This window comes from Actinomadura rayongensis (assembly GCF_009831215.1).
GTDB classification, from domain to species: domain Bacteria; phylum Actinomycetota; class Actinomycetes; order Streptosporangiales; family Streptosporangiaceae; genus Spirillospora; species Spirillospora rayongensis.
In genome coordinates, this window is record NZ_WUTW01000001.1 from 1,831,197 (window position 1) to 1,845,038 (window position 13,842).

The following is a 13,842-nucleotide window of genomic DNA, read 5'->3' on the forward strand; positions in this document are numbered from 1 at the left end:
TGCCCGGACGACGAGGCTACTGGGAACGCCTGTCCCAAATCCGGCATCTCACCGGAACGCGCCGAGCGGCGCGCCGCCCAGCTCCCGCACCTCGTGCGCCAGATGCGTCTGGTCGGCATAGCCCGCCGCCTGCGCGACCTCCGCGAACGGCGTGCCCGCTCTGGCCAGCCGCAGCGCCCGCTGGAAGCGCAGCACCCGTTGGACGGTCTTCGGGCCGTAGCCGAACGCGTCCACCGCACGGCGCCGTAACTGCCGTTCGCTGAAGCCCAGAGCGTCCGCCGCGTCCGCCACCGAACCGCGCGCCAGCGCGGGGATCAGGCCGGGGACCAGGGGATCGGGCGGGGGAGCGGCTGCCGCCCGCGCCAGCAGCGCCGAGGTCAGCGCCTGCTCCGGGGCTCCGGTAGCCGCCTCGTGCTCCAGGCGCTCGGCGTCCGCGCCCCACAGGTCGGCCAGAGGCATCCGCGCGTCCCGTACGGCCGCCGGTGGGACGCCGAGGACCCGTCCCGCCATGCCCGGACGGAAACGCACGCCCGCGAACCGGTCGCCCGGCATCATCGGCGCCGGATTCGGACCGGTGTCCGGGCCCGCCACGAACACGCGGCCCGCCCGCTCCGACCAGTAGACGTCCACACAGCCGTCCGGGACCACGCGCTGCACGAACGGACCCGCCGCCGAGCGCGGCAGCGCCGACGTCCACACGCACGCCAGGCCCGCACCGCGCGGCGTGGCCCGCTCCCGGTATCCGGACGGATTCATGAATCCCTGCATACCACCCGAAAGCACGGGAAGGGGCTGCGCAACCGGACGATCAAGGAGGCCACCATGGCGCACGACCTGAAAGGCAAGACCATCGCCGTCCTCGCCGCGCCCGAGGGCACCGAGCAGGTCGAACTCACCGAACCCCGCGACGGGCTCCGCGAAGCGGGCGCCGACGTCCGCCTGATCTCCACCACTGACACCGAGATCCAGATGTTCAACCATCTCGACAAGGGCGACACCCTCGCCGTCGACGCGCCGCTCTCGGCCTCGGTGCCGGACGCGTTCGACGCGCTCGTGCTCCCCGGCGGCGTCGCCAACCCCGACTTCCTGCGCACCGTCCCGGAGGCCGTCGCGTTCGTCCGCGCCTTCTTCGACGCGGGCAAGCCCGTCGCCGCCATCTGCCACGCGCCCTGGCTGCTCGCCGAGGCCGACGTCGTGAACGGACGCACCCTCACGTCCTGGCCGAGCCTGCGCACCGACCTGACCAACGCCGGCGCGCTCTGGCGGGACGAGGAGGTTCAGGTCTGCGAGGCGGGGCCGAACACGCTCGTCACCAGCCGCAAGCCCGACGACCTCCCCGCGTTCGTCAAGACGGCCGTCGATGTGTTCGCCGCCTGACCGATCCCGGCGAGGGTTTCGGCCCGAATCCACCGATTCCGTGGTGGTCTAGACCTTTGGGCTGGACCACTGCGTGAATCGTGGATGGCCACATCCTGCACGAATATCCATACCAGCAAGTAACTAAGTAGTTTTGTGTCCGTGACCCGTCGAGCGAAGATCGTCAGCACCATCGGCCCCGCCTGCTCCAGCGCCGAGCAGATCCGCGCCCTCGTCGACGCCGGCGTCGACGTCGCCCGCCTCAACATGAGCCACGGCGACCACGCCGCCCACGAAGAGGTCTACCACCGCCTCCGCGCCGCCTCGGCCGCCGCAGGACGCGGCGTCGGCATCCTCGCCGACCTCCAGGGCCCCAAGATCCGCATCGGCCGGTTCCCCGACGGCCCCGTGCGCCTCACCCTCGGCGACGCGTTCACCATCACCACCGAGGACGTCCCCGGCACCCGCAAACAGGTCTCCACCACCTACACCGGCCTCCCCGGCGACGTCGCCGCCGGCGACACCGTCCTCATCGACGACGGCCGCGTCGCCCTCGAAGTCACCGCCGTCGACGGCCCCCGCGTCCACACCACCGTCACCGTCGGCGGCATGGTCTCCGACAACAAGGGCCTCAACCTACCCGGCGTCCCCGTCAGCGTCCCCGCCCTCACCGACAAGGACGAAGAAGACCTGCGCTGGGCCCTGCGCCTCGGCGTCGACCTCGTCGCCCTCTCCTTCGTCCGCACTCCCGGCGACGCCGACATCTGCTACCAGATCATGGAAGAGGAAGGCGTCCGCGTCCCCCTCATCGGCAAGATCGAGAAGCCCCAGGCCGTCGACGCCCTCCCCGAGATCGTCGCCGCCTTCGACGGCATCATGGTCGCCCGCGGCGACCTCGGCGTCGAACTGCCCCTCGAACAGGTCCCGATCGTCCAGAAACGCGCCATCGAACTCTGCCGCGAAAAGGCCCGCCCGGTCATCGTCGCGACCCAGATGCTCGAATCCATGATCTCCTCGCCCCGCCCCACCCGCGCCGAGACCTCCGACGTCGCCAACGCCGTCTTCGAAGGCGCCGACGCCGTCATGCTCTCCGGCGAGACCAGCGTCGGCCAATACCCCATCCTCGCCGTCGAGACCATGAGCCGCATCGTCTGCACCGCCGAGGAATCCACCCTCCACGCCACCCACACCCTCAACCGCATCCCCGAGACCGTCGGCGGCGCCATCGCCCGCGCGGCGGCCGAAGTCGGCGCCACCGTCGGCGCGCAGGCCCTCGTCGCGTTCACCATGTCCGGCGAGACCGCCCGCCGCCTCTCCCGCTACCGCTCGCCGATCCCGCTGCTGGCGTTCACCTCCGTCCCCGCCATCCGGGGCCGCCTCGCGCACGTCTGGGGCGTCGAGACGTTCATCGTCCCCGAGGTCAACCACACCGACGAGATGGTCCGCCAGGTCGAGCAGGCGCTCCTCGAAATCGGCCGCTACCAGAAGGGCGACCGCGTGGTCGTCGTCGCGGGCTCCCCGCCCGGAACCCCCGGCTCCACCAACGCCCTGCGCGTCCACCGCATCGGCGACGCCATCGCCGGCCACTGACACCCTTCCCGGCGGCCGGACACCACCGGCCGCCGGTCCCCGCGATCAGTACTTCGGCCCGACGAACGCGTCCAGCCGCGCCACCGCCTCCCGCCGCGCGACCGAGATGTTCCGAGCGCTGTTCTGTTTCCAGGCGATCCCGAGCCGGTCAAGAGCGTCGGTGTACAGCGTCCGGATGTCGTCGGACGCGTTCGTGAAGAAGTACCGGGGGTACTCGTACCAGACCGTCTCACCGTTCCGGACGTGTTTGATGCGGTTCATCGCGCGACAGCCGTCCGAATGGATCAGACCCCGAACGAACTTCTCGGTGAACTCGTCCACGATCTCCCGCTGCCATTCGGCGAGCGCGATCTTGCGCGTGTGCTTCATGCCCGGTCCGTGCTGGGGGAAGATGCACGGCCAGTGCTTCGAGTAGGCGCCGATGTTGGTGCAGCCGATGCTCGCCCTGCGGCCGATCTTCTGGCCGGGCATGACGACGGCGAGCGCTTGCGCGGCCTCCTCGCTCAGGCCGGGCCAACTGTCCGCGCACGTGATCTCCATGCGGTAGATCCCCGCCTTGGGCGCGTTGGCGATGTGGCCGTCCCCGAGGTACAGCCCGAGCAGGTAGGAGTAGGCGGGTCGATCGAGCGCCCGCTCGTGGCACCTGGGGCAGGAGGGCACCACGCGCGCGGCGGCCTTATCTGGGTCTTTCTTCCAGTTGTAGAGCGTCTGCCGTGAAATTCCGGTCTGGCGGCTGATCTCCGTGAGGGAGAAGCCCTCACGGAGCAGTCGGAGGGCGAGGGGGCGTTGTCGTGGATCGTACATGCGCCGATCGTCACAGGCGGGTATGACAAAAACCGCCATCCAATAGCGGATGGCGGTTCGGGGGCTAGTGCAAGTGCCGGGAGCGGGACTCGAACCCGCACGCCCTTTCGGACAAATCCTTTTGAGGGATCAATGTCTGCCTATTCCATCATCCCGGCATTTATCCAATTTTTTCGGACATTCCCGCCTGGTTGTGTCCCGTGCGGGAAGTCCCACCTGGCTCCGACCATGCTAGCCGGTCCCGGTAGTCTCGGGGGCGTGACGGAGACCGCTCGGCGAGTTGTGATCGCAGAAGACGAGGCCCTCATCCGGCTGGACCTCAAGGAGATGCTCCAGGAGGACGGGTACGAGGTCGTGGGCGAGGCGGGGGACGGTGAGACGGCCGTCCGGCTGGCCGCCGAGCACCGGCCCGACCTCGTGATCCTCGACGTCAAGATGCCCGTGCTGGACGGCATCTCCGCCGCCGAGCGCATCGCGGCGGACCGGATCGCGCCGGTCGTCATCCTCACGGCGTTCTCGCAGCGGGAGCTGGTGCAGCGGGCGACGGACGCGGGCGCGATGGCCTATCTCGTCAAGCCGTTCAGCAAGACGGACCTGACGCCGGCGATCGAGGTGGCGGTGAGCCGCTACACCGAGCTGCGGGCGCTGGAGGCGGAGGTCGCGGGGCTTTCGGACCGGTTGGAGACGCGCAAGGTCGTCGACCGGGCCAAGGGGCTGCTGCAGCAGGCGCACGGCTGGACGGAGCCGGAGGCGTTCCGGTGGATCCAGAAGACGTCGATGGACCGGCGGTTGACGATGCGGGCGGTGGCGGAGGCCGTGGTGGCGGGCGCGTCGAAGGGGTCGGGTCAGGACGGCGGGTCCGACGCGGCCGGCTGAGGCCGGATGCCGGGTTTCGGACGGGCCGTAATCGACGACACCGCCCGTAACACGGCTGTCATGCGGGTGAAACGGTGTTGACAAAAAGGCCGGGGAATCCGTCCGGAACCGGTCGGGAGCCCCGGCGGCGGGGGCCGAACCGGCTTCACTTTCCGTCATCGTCGCTGGCCGTGGCGCTGCGCGAATGGGCACGGGGGGATAACGAGTGAGTAACCCTTCGTGTGCCGGGTCCTGTTACCTCTCGGCCGGGAGGTGTACGACATACCTGGTCCCGGAGTGACCGTTTTCAGCGGGAGAGCGTTCACCGGGCTCGGACTCGTACCTGATCCCCCCGGATCCGGATGGAAAGGTGACACCTTGCGGCGCAACATCATGCGGGCCACGGGCGCGGTGGCCCTCAGCGCGGTGCTCGCGGTCAGTGCCTCCGCCTGCGGCGGCGACTCGGGTGGTTCGGGCGACAAGAACTCGGTCACCATCGGCTTCATGGGCGACCTGACCGGTGAGAGCGCGGGCATCGTCATTCCGCCCAAGCAGGGCGCGGCGCTGGCGATCGAGGAGTACAACGCGACGAACCCGAAGGTCAAGATCAAGTTCAAGACCTACGACAGCCAGGGCAAGGGCGAGCAGGCCGTGCCGCTGGCGAAGACGGCGCTCACCAAGGACAAGATCGTCGGTCTGATCGGGCCGGCGTTCTCGGGCGAGTCGCAGCAGGTCGACCCGGTCCTGGAGGAGGGGAAGGTCCCGTCGATCTCCCCGTCGGCGACGAACGCGGCGCTGTCGAAGAACGGGTGGAAGTTCTTCCACCGGATCGTCGGCAACGACGACGTGCAGGGGTCGGGCATCGGGACGTTCATCACGAACGGTCTCGGCGCGAAGAAGGTCTTCGTGGTCCACGACAACTCCGAGTACGGGAAGCCGCTCGGGACGACGGTCGAGAGCACGGTGAAGGCGGCGGGCGCGACGACGCAGGTCGGCGTGATCGACCCGAACGCGTCGGACTACTCGGCGACGGTGAACCAGGTGAAGGCGTTCGCGCCGGACGCGGTGTTCTTCGGCGGGTACTACGCGCAGGCCGGCAAGCTCGTGAAGCAGCTGCGGCAGGCGGGCGTGAAGAGCCGGTTCCTGTCGGGCGACGGTTCGCTGGACCCGGGTCTGGCGAAGGGCGCGGGCGGGACCGTCGCGGACGGTTCGGTCATCGGCTGCCCGTGCCTGATCGACCCGACGGGCAAGGCGAGCCCGGCGTCGAAGAAGTTCTCCGAGGCGTACAAGGCGAAGTACAAGACGGACACGGCGATCTACTCGGCCGAGGGCTATGACGCGGCGAGCGCCTTCATCGCGGCGATCAAGGCGGGGAACACCAAGGCGGAGGACATCAACAAGTTCCTCTCGACGGTGGACGTCCCCGGCGTCTCGAAGCAGATCAAGTTCACGCCGACGGGCGACCCGGCGAGCAGCGCGATCTACGTCTACGAGATCAAGGGCGCGACGCTTCCGCTGGTCGGCGACGCGAAGACGGCGAAGCTGAAGTAGCGGGACGGCCCGCTGCGGCGGGCGGTTCCCGTCGACGCGCAGGGGCGGGGGCGCGCATGCGTTCCCGCCCCTTCTGACGAAGGCGGCTCATCGTGCAGAACTTCCTGGATCAGTTTTGGCCGTCCACGGTCGACGGTCTTTCGCTCGGCGCCATCTACGCGCTGGTCGCGCTCGGCTACACGATGGTCTACGGCGTGCTGCGGCTGATCAATTTCGCGCATTCCGAGATCTTCATGATCGGCACGTTCGCGGTGGTGGGCGCGGTGGAGGCGCTGGGCATCAATTCCCCGGTGGGGACGCTCGCGCTGATCGGCCTGATCGTGGTCCTGGCGGTCGTGGCGGCGGTCGCGGCGGGCGGTTCGGCGGTGCTGCTGGAGCTGGTGGCGTACCGGCCGTTGCGGCGGTCGGGCGGGTCGCGGCTGGCGGCGTTGATCTCGGCGATCGGCGCGTCGTTGTTCCTGCAGCAGTTGTTCGCGATCGTGGTGATCCCGCGGTTCTTCGACCGGCCGCTGGCGGGTGGGCATCTGCCGGTGCAGTCGAACGATTTCACCGATCCGGTGAACCTGTTCTCGATCGGGTCGGTGGATTTCCGCAGTGACAAGGTCATCATCTTCGTCGGCGCGCTTTTGATGATGGTGGCGCTGGACCAGTTCGTGAGCCGGACGCGGCTCGGCCGGGGGATCCGCGCGACGGCGCAGGATCCGGAGACGGCCGTGCTGATGGGCGTGAACATCGACCGGATCGTGATGGCGACGTTCGCGCTGGGCGGTGCGATGGCGGGTGTGGCGGCGGCGCTGTACATGATGCGTTTCGAGGAGACGGTCTATACGGTCGGGTTCCTGCTGGGCATCAAGGCGTTCACGGCGGCGGTGCTGGGCGGGATCGGGAATCTGCGCGGTGCGCTGATCGGCGGGATGGCGCTGGGGCTGCTGGAGATGTACGGGTCGTCGATCTTCGGTGCGGAGTGGCGGGACGTGGTGGCGTTCAGCGTTCTGGTCCTGGTGCTGATGTTCCGGCCGACAGGGATTTTGGGCGAGTCGTTGCAGCGGGCGCGCGCATGAGCGGCGCGAAGACGAGCGGAGGGGGACCGATGGCGTCGCTGCGGGCGGTCACCGGCACGGTCGCGCGGGTGCGCGACGGCTGGGCGTCGGCGCCGGGACGGGTGCGGTGGCCGGTGTACGCGCTGCTGGTCCTGGGCGCGCTGATTCTTCCGGCGGATTCGATCGGCAGTTTCATGTCGCCGTCGAGCAACTGGTCGGACTTGTTGTTCTTCCCGATCGGCGGGTACATCCTGCTGGCGATCGGGTTGAACGTGGTGGTGGGGCAGGCGGGCCTGCTGGATCTCGGGTATGTGGCGTTCTTCGCGATCGGCGCGTATTCGATGGCGGTGCTCGGGAAGCTGCACGGCTGGGATTTCTGGGCGATCGTGCCGGTGGGCATCGTGATCGCGGCGGCGTCGGGGGTGATCCTGGGCGCGCCGACGCTGCGGTTGCGGGGCGACTATCTGGCGATCGTGACGCTGGGGTTCGGGGAGATCATCCGGATCGTGGCGCAGAACACCGACTCGATCGGCGGGCCGAACGGCATTTCGGGGATTCCGCACCCGCCGACGCTGACGGAGTGGGCGGTGCCGGACGTGCAGCCGTTCTCGGGTCTCGGTCTCGGCGGTCTGCAGCCGTTCACGTACGGGGCGCTGGATTCGCGTCCGTACTACTACCTGATGCTGCTGGCGATCATCGTGGTGATCGTGTTCGTGGTCCGGCTGAATCGGAGCCGGGTGGGACGGGCGTGGGCGGCGATCCGTGAGGACGAGGACGCGGCCGAGCTGATGGGCGTGCCGACGTTCAAGTTCAAGCTGGCGGCGTTCGCGATCGGCGCGGCGATCGGCGGCCTGACGGGCGTGATCTACGGTTCGCAGGCGACGTCGATCATTCCGAAGAACTTCGAGTTCATGGTGTCGGCGCTGATTCTGGCGGCCGTGGTGCTGGGCGGTTCGGGGAACCTGCCGGGGGTGATCCTGGGCGCCTTCCTGGTGGCGTGGCTGCCGGAGCGTTTCCGGGCGCTGAACGATTACCGGGTCCTTTTCTTCGGGCTGGCGCTGGTGGTGATGATGGCGCTGCGTCCGGAGGGGCTGTTGCCGTCGCGGCGGCGGAAGGCGGAGCTGCAGGAGGGCACGGGCGGCATGGGCGGTCTCGGCGCGGAGGTCGCGGGGCCCGACGGTGATCCGCACGAGGCCAAGGCGGAGGTGACCGGATGAGCGGGCAGGCGGGCCTGCTGGAGCTCCAGCAGATCACGATGCGGTTCGGCGGCGTCGTCGCGATCAACGGGCTGGACCTCGCGGTGCGCGCCGGGGAGATCTTCGCGCTGATCGGCCCGAACGGCGCGGGCAAGACGACGGTGTTCAACGTGATCACCGGCGTGTACCGGCCGACGGAGGGCGCGGTCGTGTTCGACGGCGACCGCATCGACGGCCGCAAGCGGTTCGCGGTGACCAAGCGCGGGGTGGCGCGGACGTTCCAGAACGTCCGGCTGTTCCACAACATGACCGCGCTGGAGAACGTGATGGTGGGCGCGGACGCGCATCACCGGACGGGCCTTGCGGGCGCGTCCCTCGGCCTGCCGTGGCACCGCCGCGAGGAGCGCGAGGGCCGGGAGAAGGCGCGGGAGCTGCTGGAGTTCGTGGGCGTCGCGCACCGGGTGGACGAGAACGCCAAGAACCTGCCCTACGGCGACCAGCGGCGGCTGGAGATCGCGCGGGCGCTGGCGACCGAGCCGAAGCTGCTGCTGCTGGACGAGCCGGCGGCGGGGATGAACCCGGCGGAGAAGATCGAGCTGCAGGACCTGATCCGCCGCATCCGCGACTCGGGCCGGACGGTGCTGCTGATCGAGCACGACATGAGCCTGATCATGGGCATCAGCGACCGGATCGCCGTGCTGGACTTCGGGCAGAAGATCGCCGAGGGCCTGCCGGCGGAGATTCAGAACGACCCTCGGGTCATCGAGGCGTACTTGGGGGCTCCCGCCGATGCTTCTTGAGGTCGAGGACGTCCACGTCCACTACGGGAAGATCGCGGCGATCCGGGGCCTGTCGATCGAGGTCGCCGAGGGCGAGATCGTCACGCTGATCGGCGCGAACGGCGCGGGCAAGACGACGACGCTGAAGACGATCTCGGGGCTGCGTCCGCTGTCGCGGGGCCGGATCCGGTTCGACGGCCGCGACATCAGCCGGATGCCGGGGCACAAGCGCGTGCTGGCGGGCATCGGGCAGTCGCCGGAGGGCCGGGGCGTGTTCCCGGGCATGACGGTGGCCGACAACCTCGCAATGGGCGCGTACGCGCGGCGCGGGGACACCGCCAAGGAGCTGGCGGAGGTCTACGAGCTGTTCCCCCGGCTGGCCGAGCGCAAGGGCCAGATGGGCGGGACGATGTCGGGCGGCGAGCAGCAGATGCTCGCGATCGGGCGGGCGCTGATGGCGCGGCCGAAGGTGCTGCTGCTGGACGAGCCGTCGATGGGCCTGGCGCCGATGCTGGTGCAGCAGATCTTCTCGATCATCGAGGAGATCAACCGGCGCGGCACGACCGTCCTGCTGGTGGAGCAGAACGCGGCGCAGGCGCTGCAGATCGCGCACCGGGCGTACGTGCTGGAGACGGGGCGGATCGTGAAGTCGGCCCCGGCGGCGGAGCTGCTGGACGACCCGCAGGTGCGGGCGGCCTACCTCGGCGGCGGGACGGACGTGGCCGAGGCGGAGCAGCCCGGGGAGGCGTGAGCCGGGCCCGTCAGGGGAGCCGGATGTCGGCGGGCGGCGCGGTCGGGGTGACGGACCCGAGCGGCGCCGTCCCGACGACGCGGAGCGCGGTGGGCCGCGCGGTCGCCGGGATGTCGTACCAGAGGTCCATCTCGACGCGCATGGCCGCGCCGATCTCCAGGTCCTCGGCGGGCTGCCGTTTGATGAGGGTGGCTTCGAGGTCGCGGGTGTACTGGGCGCCGTCCGCGGTGAGGAGTTTCTGGTTGCGCGCGTCGTAGGCCTGGTCGGTGCGGCTGGTGTTGACCACGACGATGCGGACGCGGGTGTAGCGGCCCCGCGGGGACCGGTCGGCGTGGCTTCCGGCGAGCCCGGTCATGCCGGTGGTGAAGCCGATGACCTGGAAGGTGAGTTCGCCGCTGGCCGTCGGCGGCGCGTGGACGGCCGTCTCGTCGGGCCGGACGGTGCGGGCGGGCAGGTCGTAGACGGCGGGACGCCGGTCGTCGTGTCCGGAACACCCGGAGAGGACCAGCACGAGGCCGAGGAGAGCGGCGCGGGGGCGCATCCCCGAACGGTAGGCGCGCGCACCATGCGCGGGGAACGGCCGCGACCGAACCGTGCCCGGAAAGATGCCGGGCCCGGGATCGCCTTTGGGGCCGTACGGCCCGTCTCCGGACGCGTACGTTGTCTACTCGGCGATCCCGAGCCGTTCTCATCAACGGTAGCGAGAGGGGACGGTCCACCGCAAAGGGGGCGACTCAGATCACGGAGCGTCGCGCAGCATGCAGGTCAGGCGGGCGGTGCAGACCCGGCGGTCCCGGTCGTCGGTGATGACGATCTCGTAGGTGGCGAGGCTGCGCCCGCCGTGGACGCGGGTGGCGACGCCGGTGACGGTCCCCTCGGTCGCCGACCGGTGGTGCGTGGCGTTGATCTCGATGCCGACGGCGATGCGCCCGGCGCCCGCGTGGATGGCCGCGCCGACCGAGCCGAGCGTCTCGGCGAGGACGCAGGACGCGCCGCCGTGCAGCAGCCCGTACGGCTGGGTGTTGCCCGCGACCGGCATCCGGGCGGTGACGCGCTCGGCGGACGCCTCCACGAACTCGATCCCCATGGTCTGCGGGAGATCGCCCTTGGCCCCGTTGAGCAGCGCGGTGAGTTCGCGCAGGTCCTCTGCCATCAAGCCTCCTCGAACTGTCGTACGCGCAGACTAGAGTCAAGGCGTGGCCACGACAGTACCGACCCCTGACAAGCCCCGGCTCCTGCTGCTGGACGGGCACTCGCTCGCCTACCGGGCGTTCTTCGCGCTGCCGGTGGAGAACTTCTCCACCACCGACGGGCAGCCGACCAACGCGGTCTACGGGTTCACCTCGATGTTGATCAACGTCCTGCGCGACGAGCAGCCGACGCACATCGCGGTGGCGTTCGACCGGTCCGAGCCGACGTTCCGGCACGAGGCGTACGTCGAGTACAAGGCGGGCCGGCAGAAGACGCCCGACGAGTTCCGCAGCCAGGTCAGCCTGATCTTCGAGGTGCTGGACGCGCTGCGGATCCCGCGGCTGTCGGTCGCGGGGTTCGAGGCCGACGACATCATCGCGACGCTGTCGGTGCGGGCGACCGCGGCGGGCATGCAGACGCTGGTCGTCTCCGGCGACCGGGACGCGTTCCAGCTCGTCGACGAGAACGTCACCGTGCTGTACCCGGTGCGCGGGGTGTCGGAGCTGAAGCGGATGGACCCGGCGGCCGTCGAGGAGAAGTACGGGGTGCCGCCCGAGCGGTACCGGGAGCTGGCGGCGCTGGTCGGGGAGTCCAGCGACAACCTGCCCGGCGTGCCCGGCGTCGGCCCGAAGACCGCCGCCAAGTGGCTGGTGAAGTACGGCGACCTGGACACGCTCGTCGCCAAGGTCGACGAGATCAAGGGCAAGGCGGGCGAGAGCCTGCGCGAGCACCTCGGCGACGTCCTGCGCAACCAGCAGATCAACAAGCTGGACTGCGACGTCGAGCTGGACGCCGCCCCGCTGGACCTGAAGATCGGCCAGTGGGACCGCGACGAGATCCACACCCTGTTCGACTCGCTGCAGTTCCGCGTCCTGCGCGAGCGGCTGTACGCGTCGCTGTCGGCGGTGGAACCCGAGGCCGAGGAGGGCTTCGAGATCCGGCTGGACGAGCTGGAGCCCGGCGCGCTCGCCGCGTGGCTGGCCGAGAACACCGTCCAGGGCCGCACCGGCGTCGCGGTCACCGGCACCTGGGGGCGCGGCACCGGGGAGCTGACCGGGATCGCGCTGGCGGCGGCGTCCGGCGCGGCCGTCCGGCTGGACCCGGTCGAGCTGATCGCCGACGACGAGCGGGCACTGGCGGCCTGGCTCGCCGACCCGTCCCGGCCCAAGGCGATGCACGAGGCCAAGGGGCCGATGCTCGCGCTGTACGCGCGCGGCATGGAGCTGGAGGGCCTCACCAGCGACACCGCGCTCGCGGCGTACCTGGCGCTGCCCGGGCAGCGGACGTTCGACCTCGGCGACCTCGTCCTGCGCTACCTGCACCGGGAGCTGCGCGGCGAGACCGAGGACTCCGGGCAGCTCACGCTGGACGGGTCGGGCGAGGAGGAGGCCGCGCGCGACCTCGCCGTCCGCGCCCGCGCCGTCGGGGAGCTGGCCGACGTCCTGGACCGCGACCTGGAGCGGCGCGGCGCGACGCGGCTGCTGCACGAGGTGGAGCTGCCGCTGGTGCGCGTCCTCGCCGGGATGGAGCGCGCCGGGATCGCGGTCGACGCCGACCATCTGGCGGGCCTGTCGGCGTCGCTCGGCGGCCAGGTCAAGCAGGAGGAGCAGGACGCGCACGCCGCCGTCGACCACGAGTTCAACCTCGGCTCGCCCAAGCAGGTGCAGCAGGTCCTGTTCGACGAGCTGGGCCTGCCGAAGACCAAGCGCACCAAGACCGGGTACACCACCGACTCCGAGGCGCTGACGAACCTGCTCGCCAAGAGCGAGCACCCGGTGCTCGCGCACATCCTGCGCTGGCGCGAGGTCGCCAAGCTCAAGAGCATCGTGGACTCGCTGATCCCGATGGCCGACGACGCGGGCCGCATCCACACCACGTTCAACCAGATGATCGCGGCGACCGGGCGGCTGTCGTCCACCGACCCGAACCTGCAGAACATCCCGATCCGCACCGCCGAGGGACGCCAGATCCGCGAGGCGTTCGTCGTCGGCGCCGGCTACGAGTCGCTGCTCACCGCCGACTACAGCCAGATCGAGCTGCGGATCATGGCGCACCTGTCCGGCGACGAGGCGCTGCTGGAGGCGTTCGGGTCCGGCGCGGACTTCCACACGATCACCGCGTCGCGGGTGTTCGGGCTGCCGCCCGAGCAGATCGACTCCGAGCTGCGCGCCCGCATCAAGGCGATGAACTACGGGCTGGCGTACGGGCTGTCGGCGTACGGGCTGTCGCAGCAGCTCCGCATCCCGCCGGACGAGGCGCGCGGGCTGATGGAGGAGTACTTCCAGCAGTTCGGCGGCGTCCGCGACTACCTGGAGGGCGTCGTCGCGCAGGCCCGCCGCGACGGCTACACCGAGACGATCCTCGGCCGCCGCCGCTACCTGCCCGACCTGACGTCCGACAACCGGCAGCGCCGCGAGATGGCCGAGCGGATGGCGCTGAACGCCCCGATCCAGGGCTCGGCGGCCGACATCGTCAAGGTCGCGAGCCTCAACGTCGACCGCGCGCTGCGCGCCGGCGGGTTCCGCTCCCGGATGCTGCTGCAGGTCCACGACGAACTGGTGCTGGAGGTCGCGCCCGGCGAGGCGGACGCCCTGCGGGACCTCGTCCGCGAGCAGATGGCCGGCGCCTACGCCCTCAAGGCCCCGCTGGAGGTCTCCATGGGCACCGGCGGCACCTGGCAAGATGCCGCGCACTAGCGGCCGGGCTTTGGGGGAGGGTTTGCCGGAGCG

The 13,842-nt window shown here is 70.3% G+C and carries 13 protein-coding genes and 1 tRNA gene; 9 read left to right on the forward strand and 5 right to left on the reverse strand.

Going from position 1 to position 13,842, the window contains the following annotated elements:
• Positions 1-48: 48 nt before the first annotated feature.
• Positions 49-756, reverse strand: a complete 708-nt coding sequence (locus GQ466_RS08685; protein ID WP_161102175.1) for a helix-turn-helix transcriptional regulator — start codon at positions 754-756, stop codon at positions 49-51.
• A 66-nt stretch (positions 757-822) separates the two neighbouring features.
• Here GQ466_RS08685 and GQ466_RS08690 point away from each other — a divergent pair, with 66 nt between their 5' ends.
• Together GQ466_RS08690 and pyk are read left to right on the forward strand one after the other, a co-directional pair.
• Positions 823-1,377: a type 1 glutamine amidotransferase domain-containing protein gene (locus GQ466_RS08690; protein WP_161102176.1), complete on the forward strand. Its 555-nt coding sequence runs from the start codon at positions 823-825 to the stop codon at positions 1,375-1,377.
• 141 nt (positions 1,378-1,518) lie between these two features.
• Positions 1,519-2,946 carry a pyruvate kinase gene (gene pyk / locus GQ466_RS08695; RefSeq protein ID WP_161102177.1) on the forward strand — a complete coding sequence of 476 codons (1,428 nt, stop codon included), beginning with the start codon at positions 1,519-1,521 and terminating at the stop codon, positions 2,944-2,946.
• A gap of 45 nt (positions 2,947-2,991) precedes the next feature.
• On the opposite strand, the gene GQ466_RS08700 is transcribed toward pyk, so the two are convergent.
• Positions 2,992-3,750, reverse strand: a complete 759-nt coding sequence (locus GQ466_RS08700) for a helix-turn-helix domain-containing protein (RefSeq protein WP_161102178.1) — start codon at positions 3,748-3,750, stop codon at positions 2,992-2,994.
• Between the two features lie 74 nt (positions 3,751-3,824).
• Positions 3,825-3,908 (reverse strand) — tRNA-Leu (locus tag GQ466_RS08705).
• A 70-nt stretch (positions 3,909-3,978) separates the two neighbouring features.
• Between GQ466_RS08705 and GQ466_RS08710 the strand changes: the two genes are divergently transcribed.
• From GQ466_RS08710 to GQ466_RS08735, 6 genes are all read left to right on the forward strand, one after another.
• The gene (locus tag GQ466_RS08710) at positions 3,979-4,626 is read left to right on the forward strand and encodes an ANTAR domain-containing response regulator (RefSeq protein ID WP_161102179.1); all 648 of its coding nucleotides are present in this window, start codon (positions 3,979-3,981) and stop codon (positions 4,624-4,626) included.
• A 357-nt stretch (positions 4,627-4,983) separates the two neighbouring features.
• On the forward strand, positions 4,984-6,156 hold the full coding sequence (locus GQ466_RS08715) for a branched-chain amino acid ABC transporter substrate-binding protein (protein WP_202420021.1): 1,173 nt from the start codon (positions 4,984-4,986) through the stop codon (positions 6,154-6,156).
• Positions 6,157-6,245: 89 nt separating this feature from the next.
• On the forward strand, positions 6,246-7,217 hold the full coding sequence (locus GQ466_RS08720; protein WP_161102487.1) for an ABC transporter permease subunit: 972 nt from the start codon (positions 6,246-6,248) through the stop codon (positions 7,215-7,217).
• Positions 7,218-7,246: 29 nt separating this feature from the next.
• Entirely contained in the window at positions 7,247-8,413 is a 1,167-nt protein-coding gene (locus tag GQ466_RS08725) for a branched-chain amino acid ABC transporter permease (protein ID WP_161102180.1), read from the forward strand.
• Positions 8,410-9,192: an ABC transporter ATP-binding protein gene (locus tag GQ466_RS08730; RefSeq protein ID WP_161102181.1), complete on the forward strand. Its 783-nt coding sequence runs from the start codon at positions 8,410-8,412 to the stop codon at positions 9,190-9,192. The genes GQ466_RS08725 and GQ466_RS08730 overlap by 4 nt, the downstream gene beginning before the upstream one ends.
• Positions 9,182-9,922, forward strand: a complete 741-nt coding sequence (locus tag GQ466_RS08735; protein ID WP_161102182.1) for an ABC transporter ATP-binding protein — start codon at positions 9,182-9,184, stop codon at positions 9,920-9,922. Before GQ466_RS08730 ends, GQ466_RS08735 begins: the two co-directional genes overlap by 11 nt.
• Before the next feature lie 10 nt (positions 9,923-9,932).
• Here the strand turns inward: GQ466_RS08735 and GQ466_RS08740 are convergent, their stop codons facing one another.
• Positions 9,933-10,463, reverse strand: coding sequence for a DUF4352 domain-containing protein (locus tag GQ466_RS08740; RefSeq protein ID WP_161102183.1), 531 nt, complete (start codon positions 10,461-10,463; stop codon positions 9,933-9,935).
• A 198-nt stretch (positions 10,464-10,661) separates the two neighbouring features.
• A complete protein-coding gene (locus GQ466_RS08745; protein WP_161102184.1) occupies positions 10,662-11,075 on the reverse strand; it encodes a PaaI family thioesterase in 414 nt (137 codons plus the stop codon).
• A gap of 43 nt (positions 11,076-11,118) precedes the next feature.
• Between GQ466_RS08745 and polA the strand changes: the two genes are divergently transcribed.
• On the forward strand, positions 11,119-13,809 hold the full coding sequence (gene polA / locus GQ466_RS08750; RefSeq protein ID WP_161102185.1) for a DNA polymerase I: 2,691 nt from the start codon (positions 11,119-11,121) through the stop codon (positions 13,807-13,809).
• Positions 13,810-13,842: the final 33 nt, after the last annotated feature.

Bases quoted from the DNA above. Each gene is read 5' to 3' on its own strand.
- GQ466_RS08685 (WP_161102175.1), bottom strand. From the start codon at position 756: ATGAATCCGTCCGGATACCGGGAGCGGGCCACGCCGCGCGGTGCGGGC.
- GQ466_RS08690 (WP_161102176.1), top strand. From the start codon at position 823: ATGGCGCACGACCTGAAAGGCAAGACCATCGCCGTCCTCGCCGCGCCC.
- GQ466_RS08700 (WP_161102178.1), bottom strand. From the start codon at position 3,750: ATGTACGATCCACGACAACGCCCCCTCGCCCTCCGACTGCTCCGTGAG.
- GQ466_RS08710 (WP_161102179.1), top strand. From the start codon at position 3,979: ATGCTAGCCGGTCCCGGTAGTCTCGGGGGCGTGACGGAGACCGCTCGG.
- GQ466_RS08725 (WP_161102180.1), top strand. From the start codon at position 7,247: ATGGCGTCGCTGCGGGCGGTCACCGGCACGGTCGCGCGGGTGCGCGAC.
- GQ466_RS08730 (WP_161102181.1), top strand. From the start codon at position 8,410: ATGAGCGGGCAGGCGGGCCTGCTGGAGCTCCAGCAGATCACGATGCGG.
- GQ466_RS08735 (WP_161102182.1), top strand. From the start codon at position 9,182: ATGCTTCTTGAGGTCGAGGACGTCCACGTCCACTACGGGAAGATCGCG.
- GQ466_RS08740 (WP_161102183.1), bottom strand. From the start codon at position 10,463: ATGCGCCCCCGCGCCGCTCTCCTCGGCCTCGTGCTGGTCCTCTCCGGG.
- GQ466_RS08745 (WP_161102184.1), bottom strand. From the start codon at position 11,075: ATGGCAGAGGACCTGCGCGAACTCACCGCGCTGCTCAACGGGGCCAAG.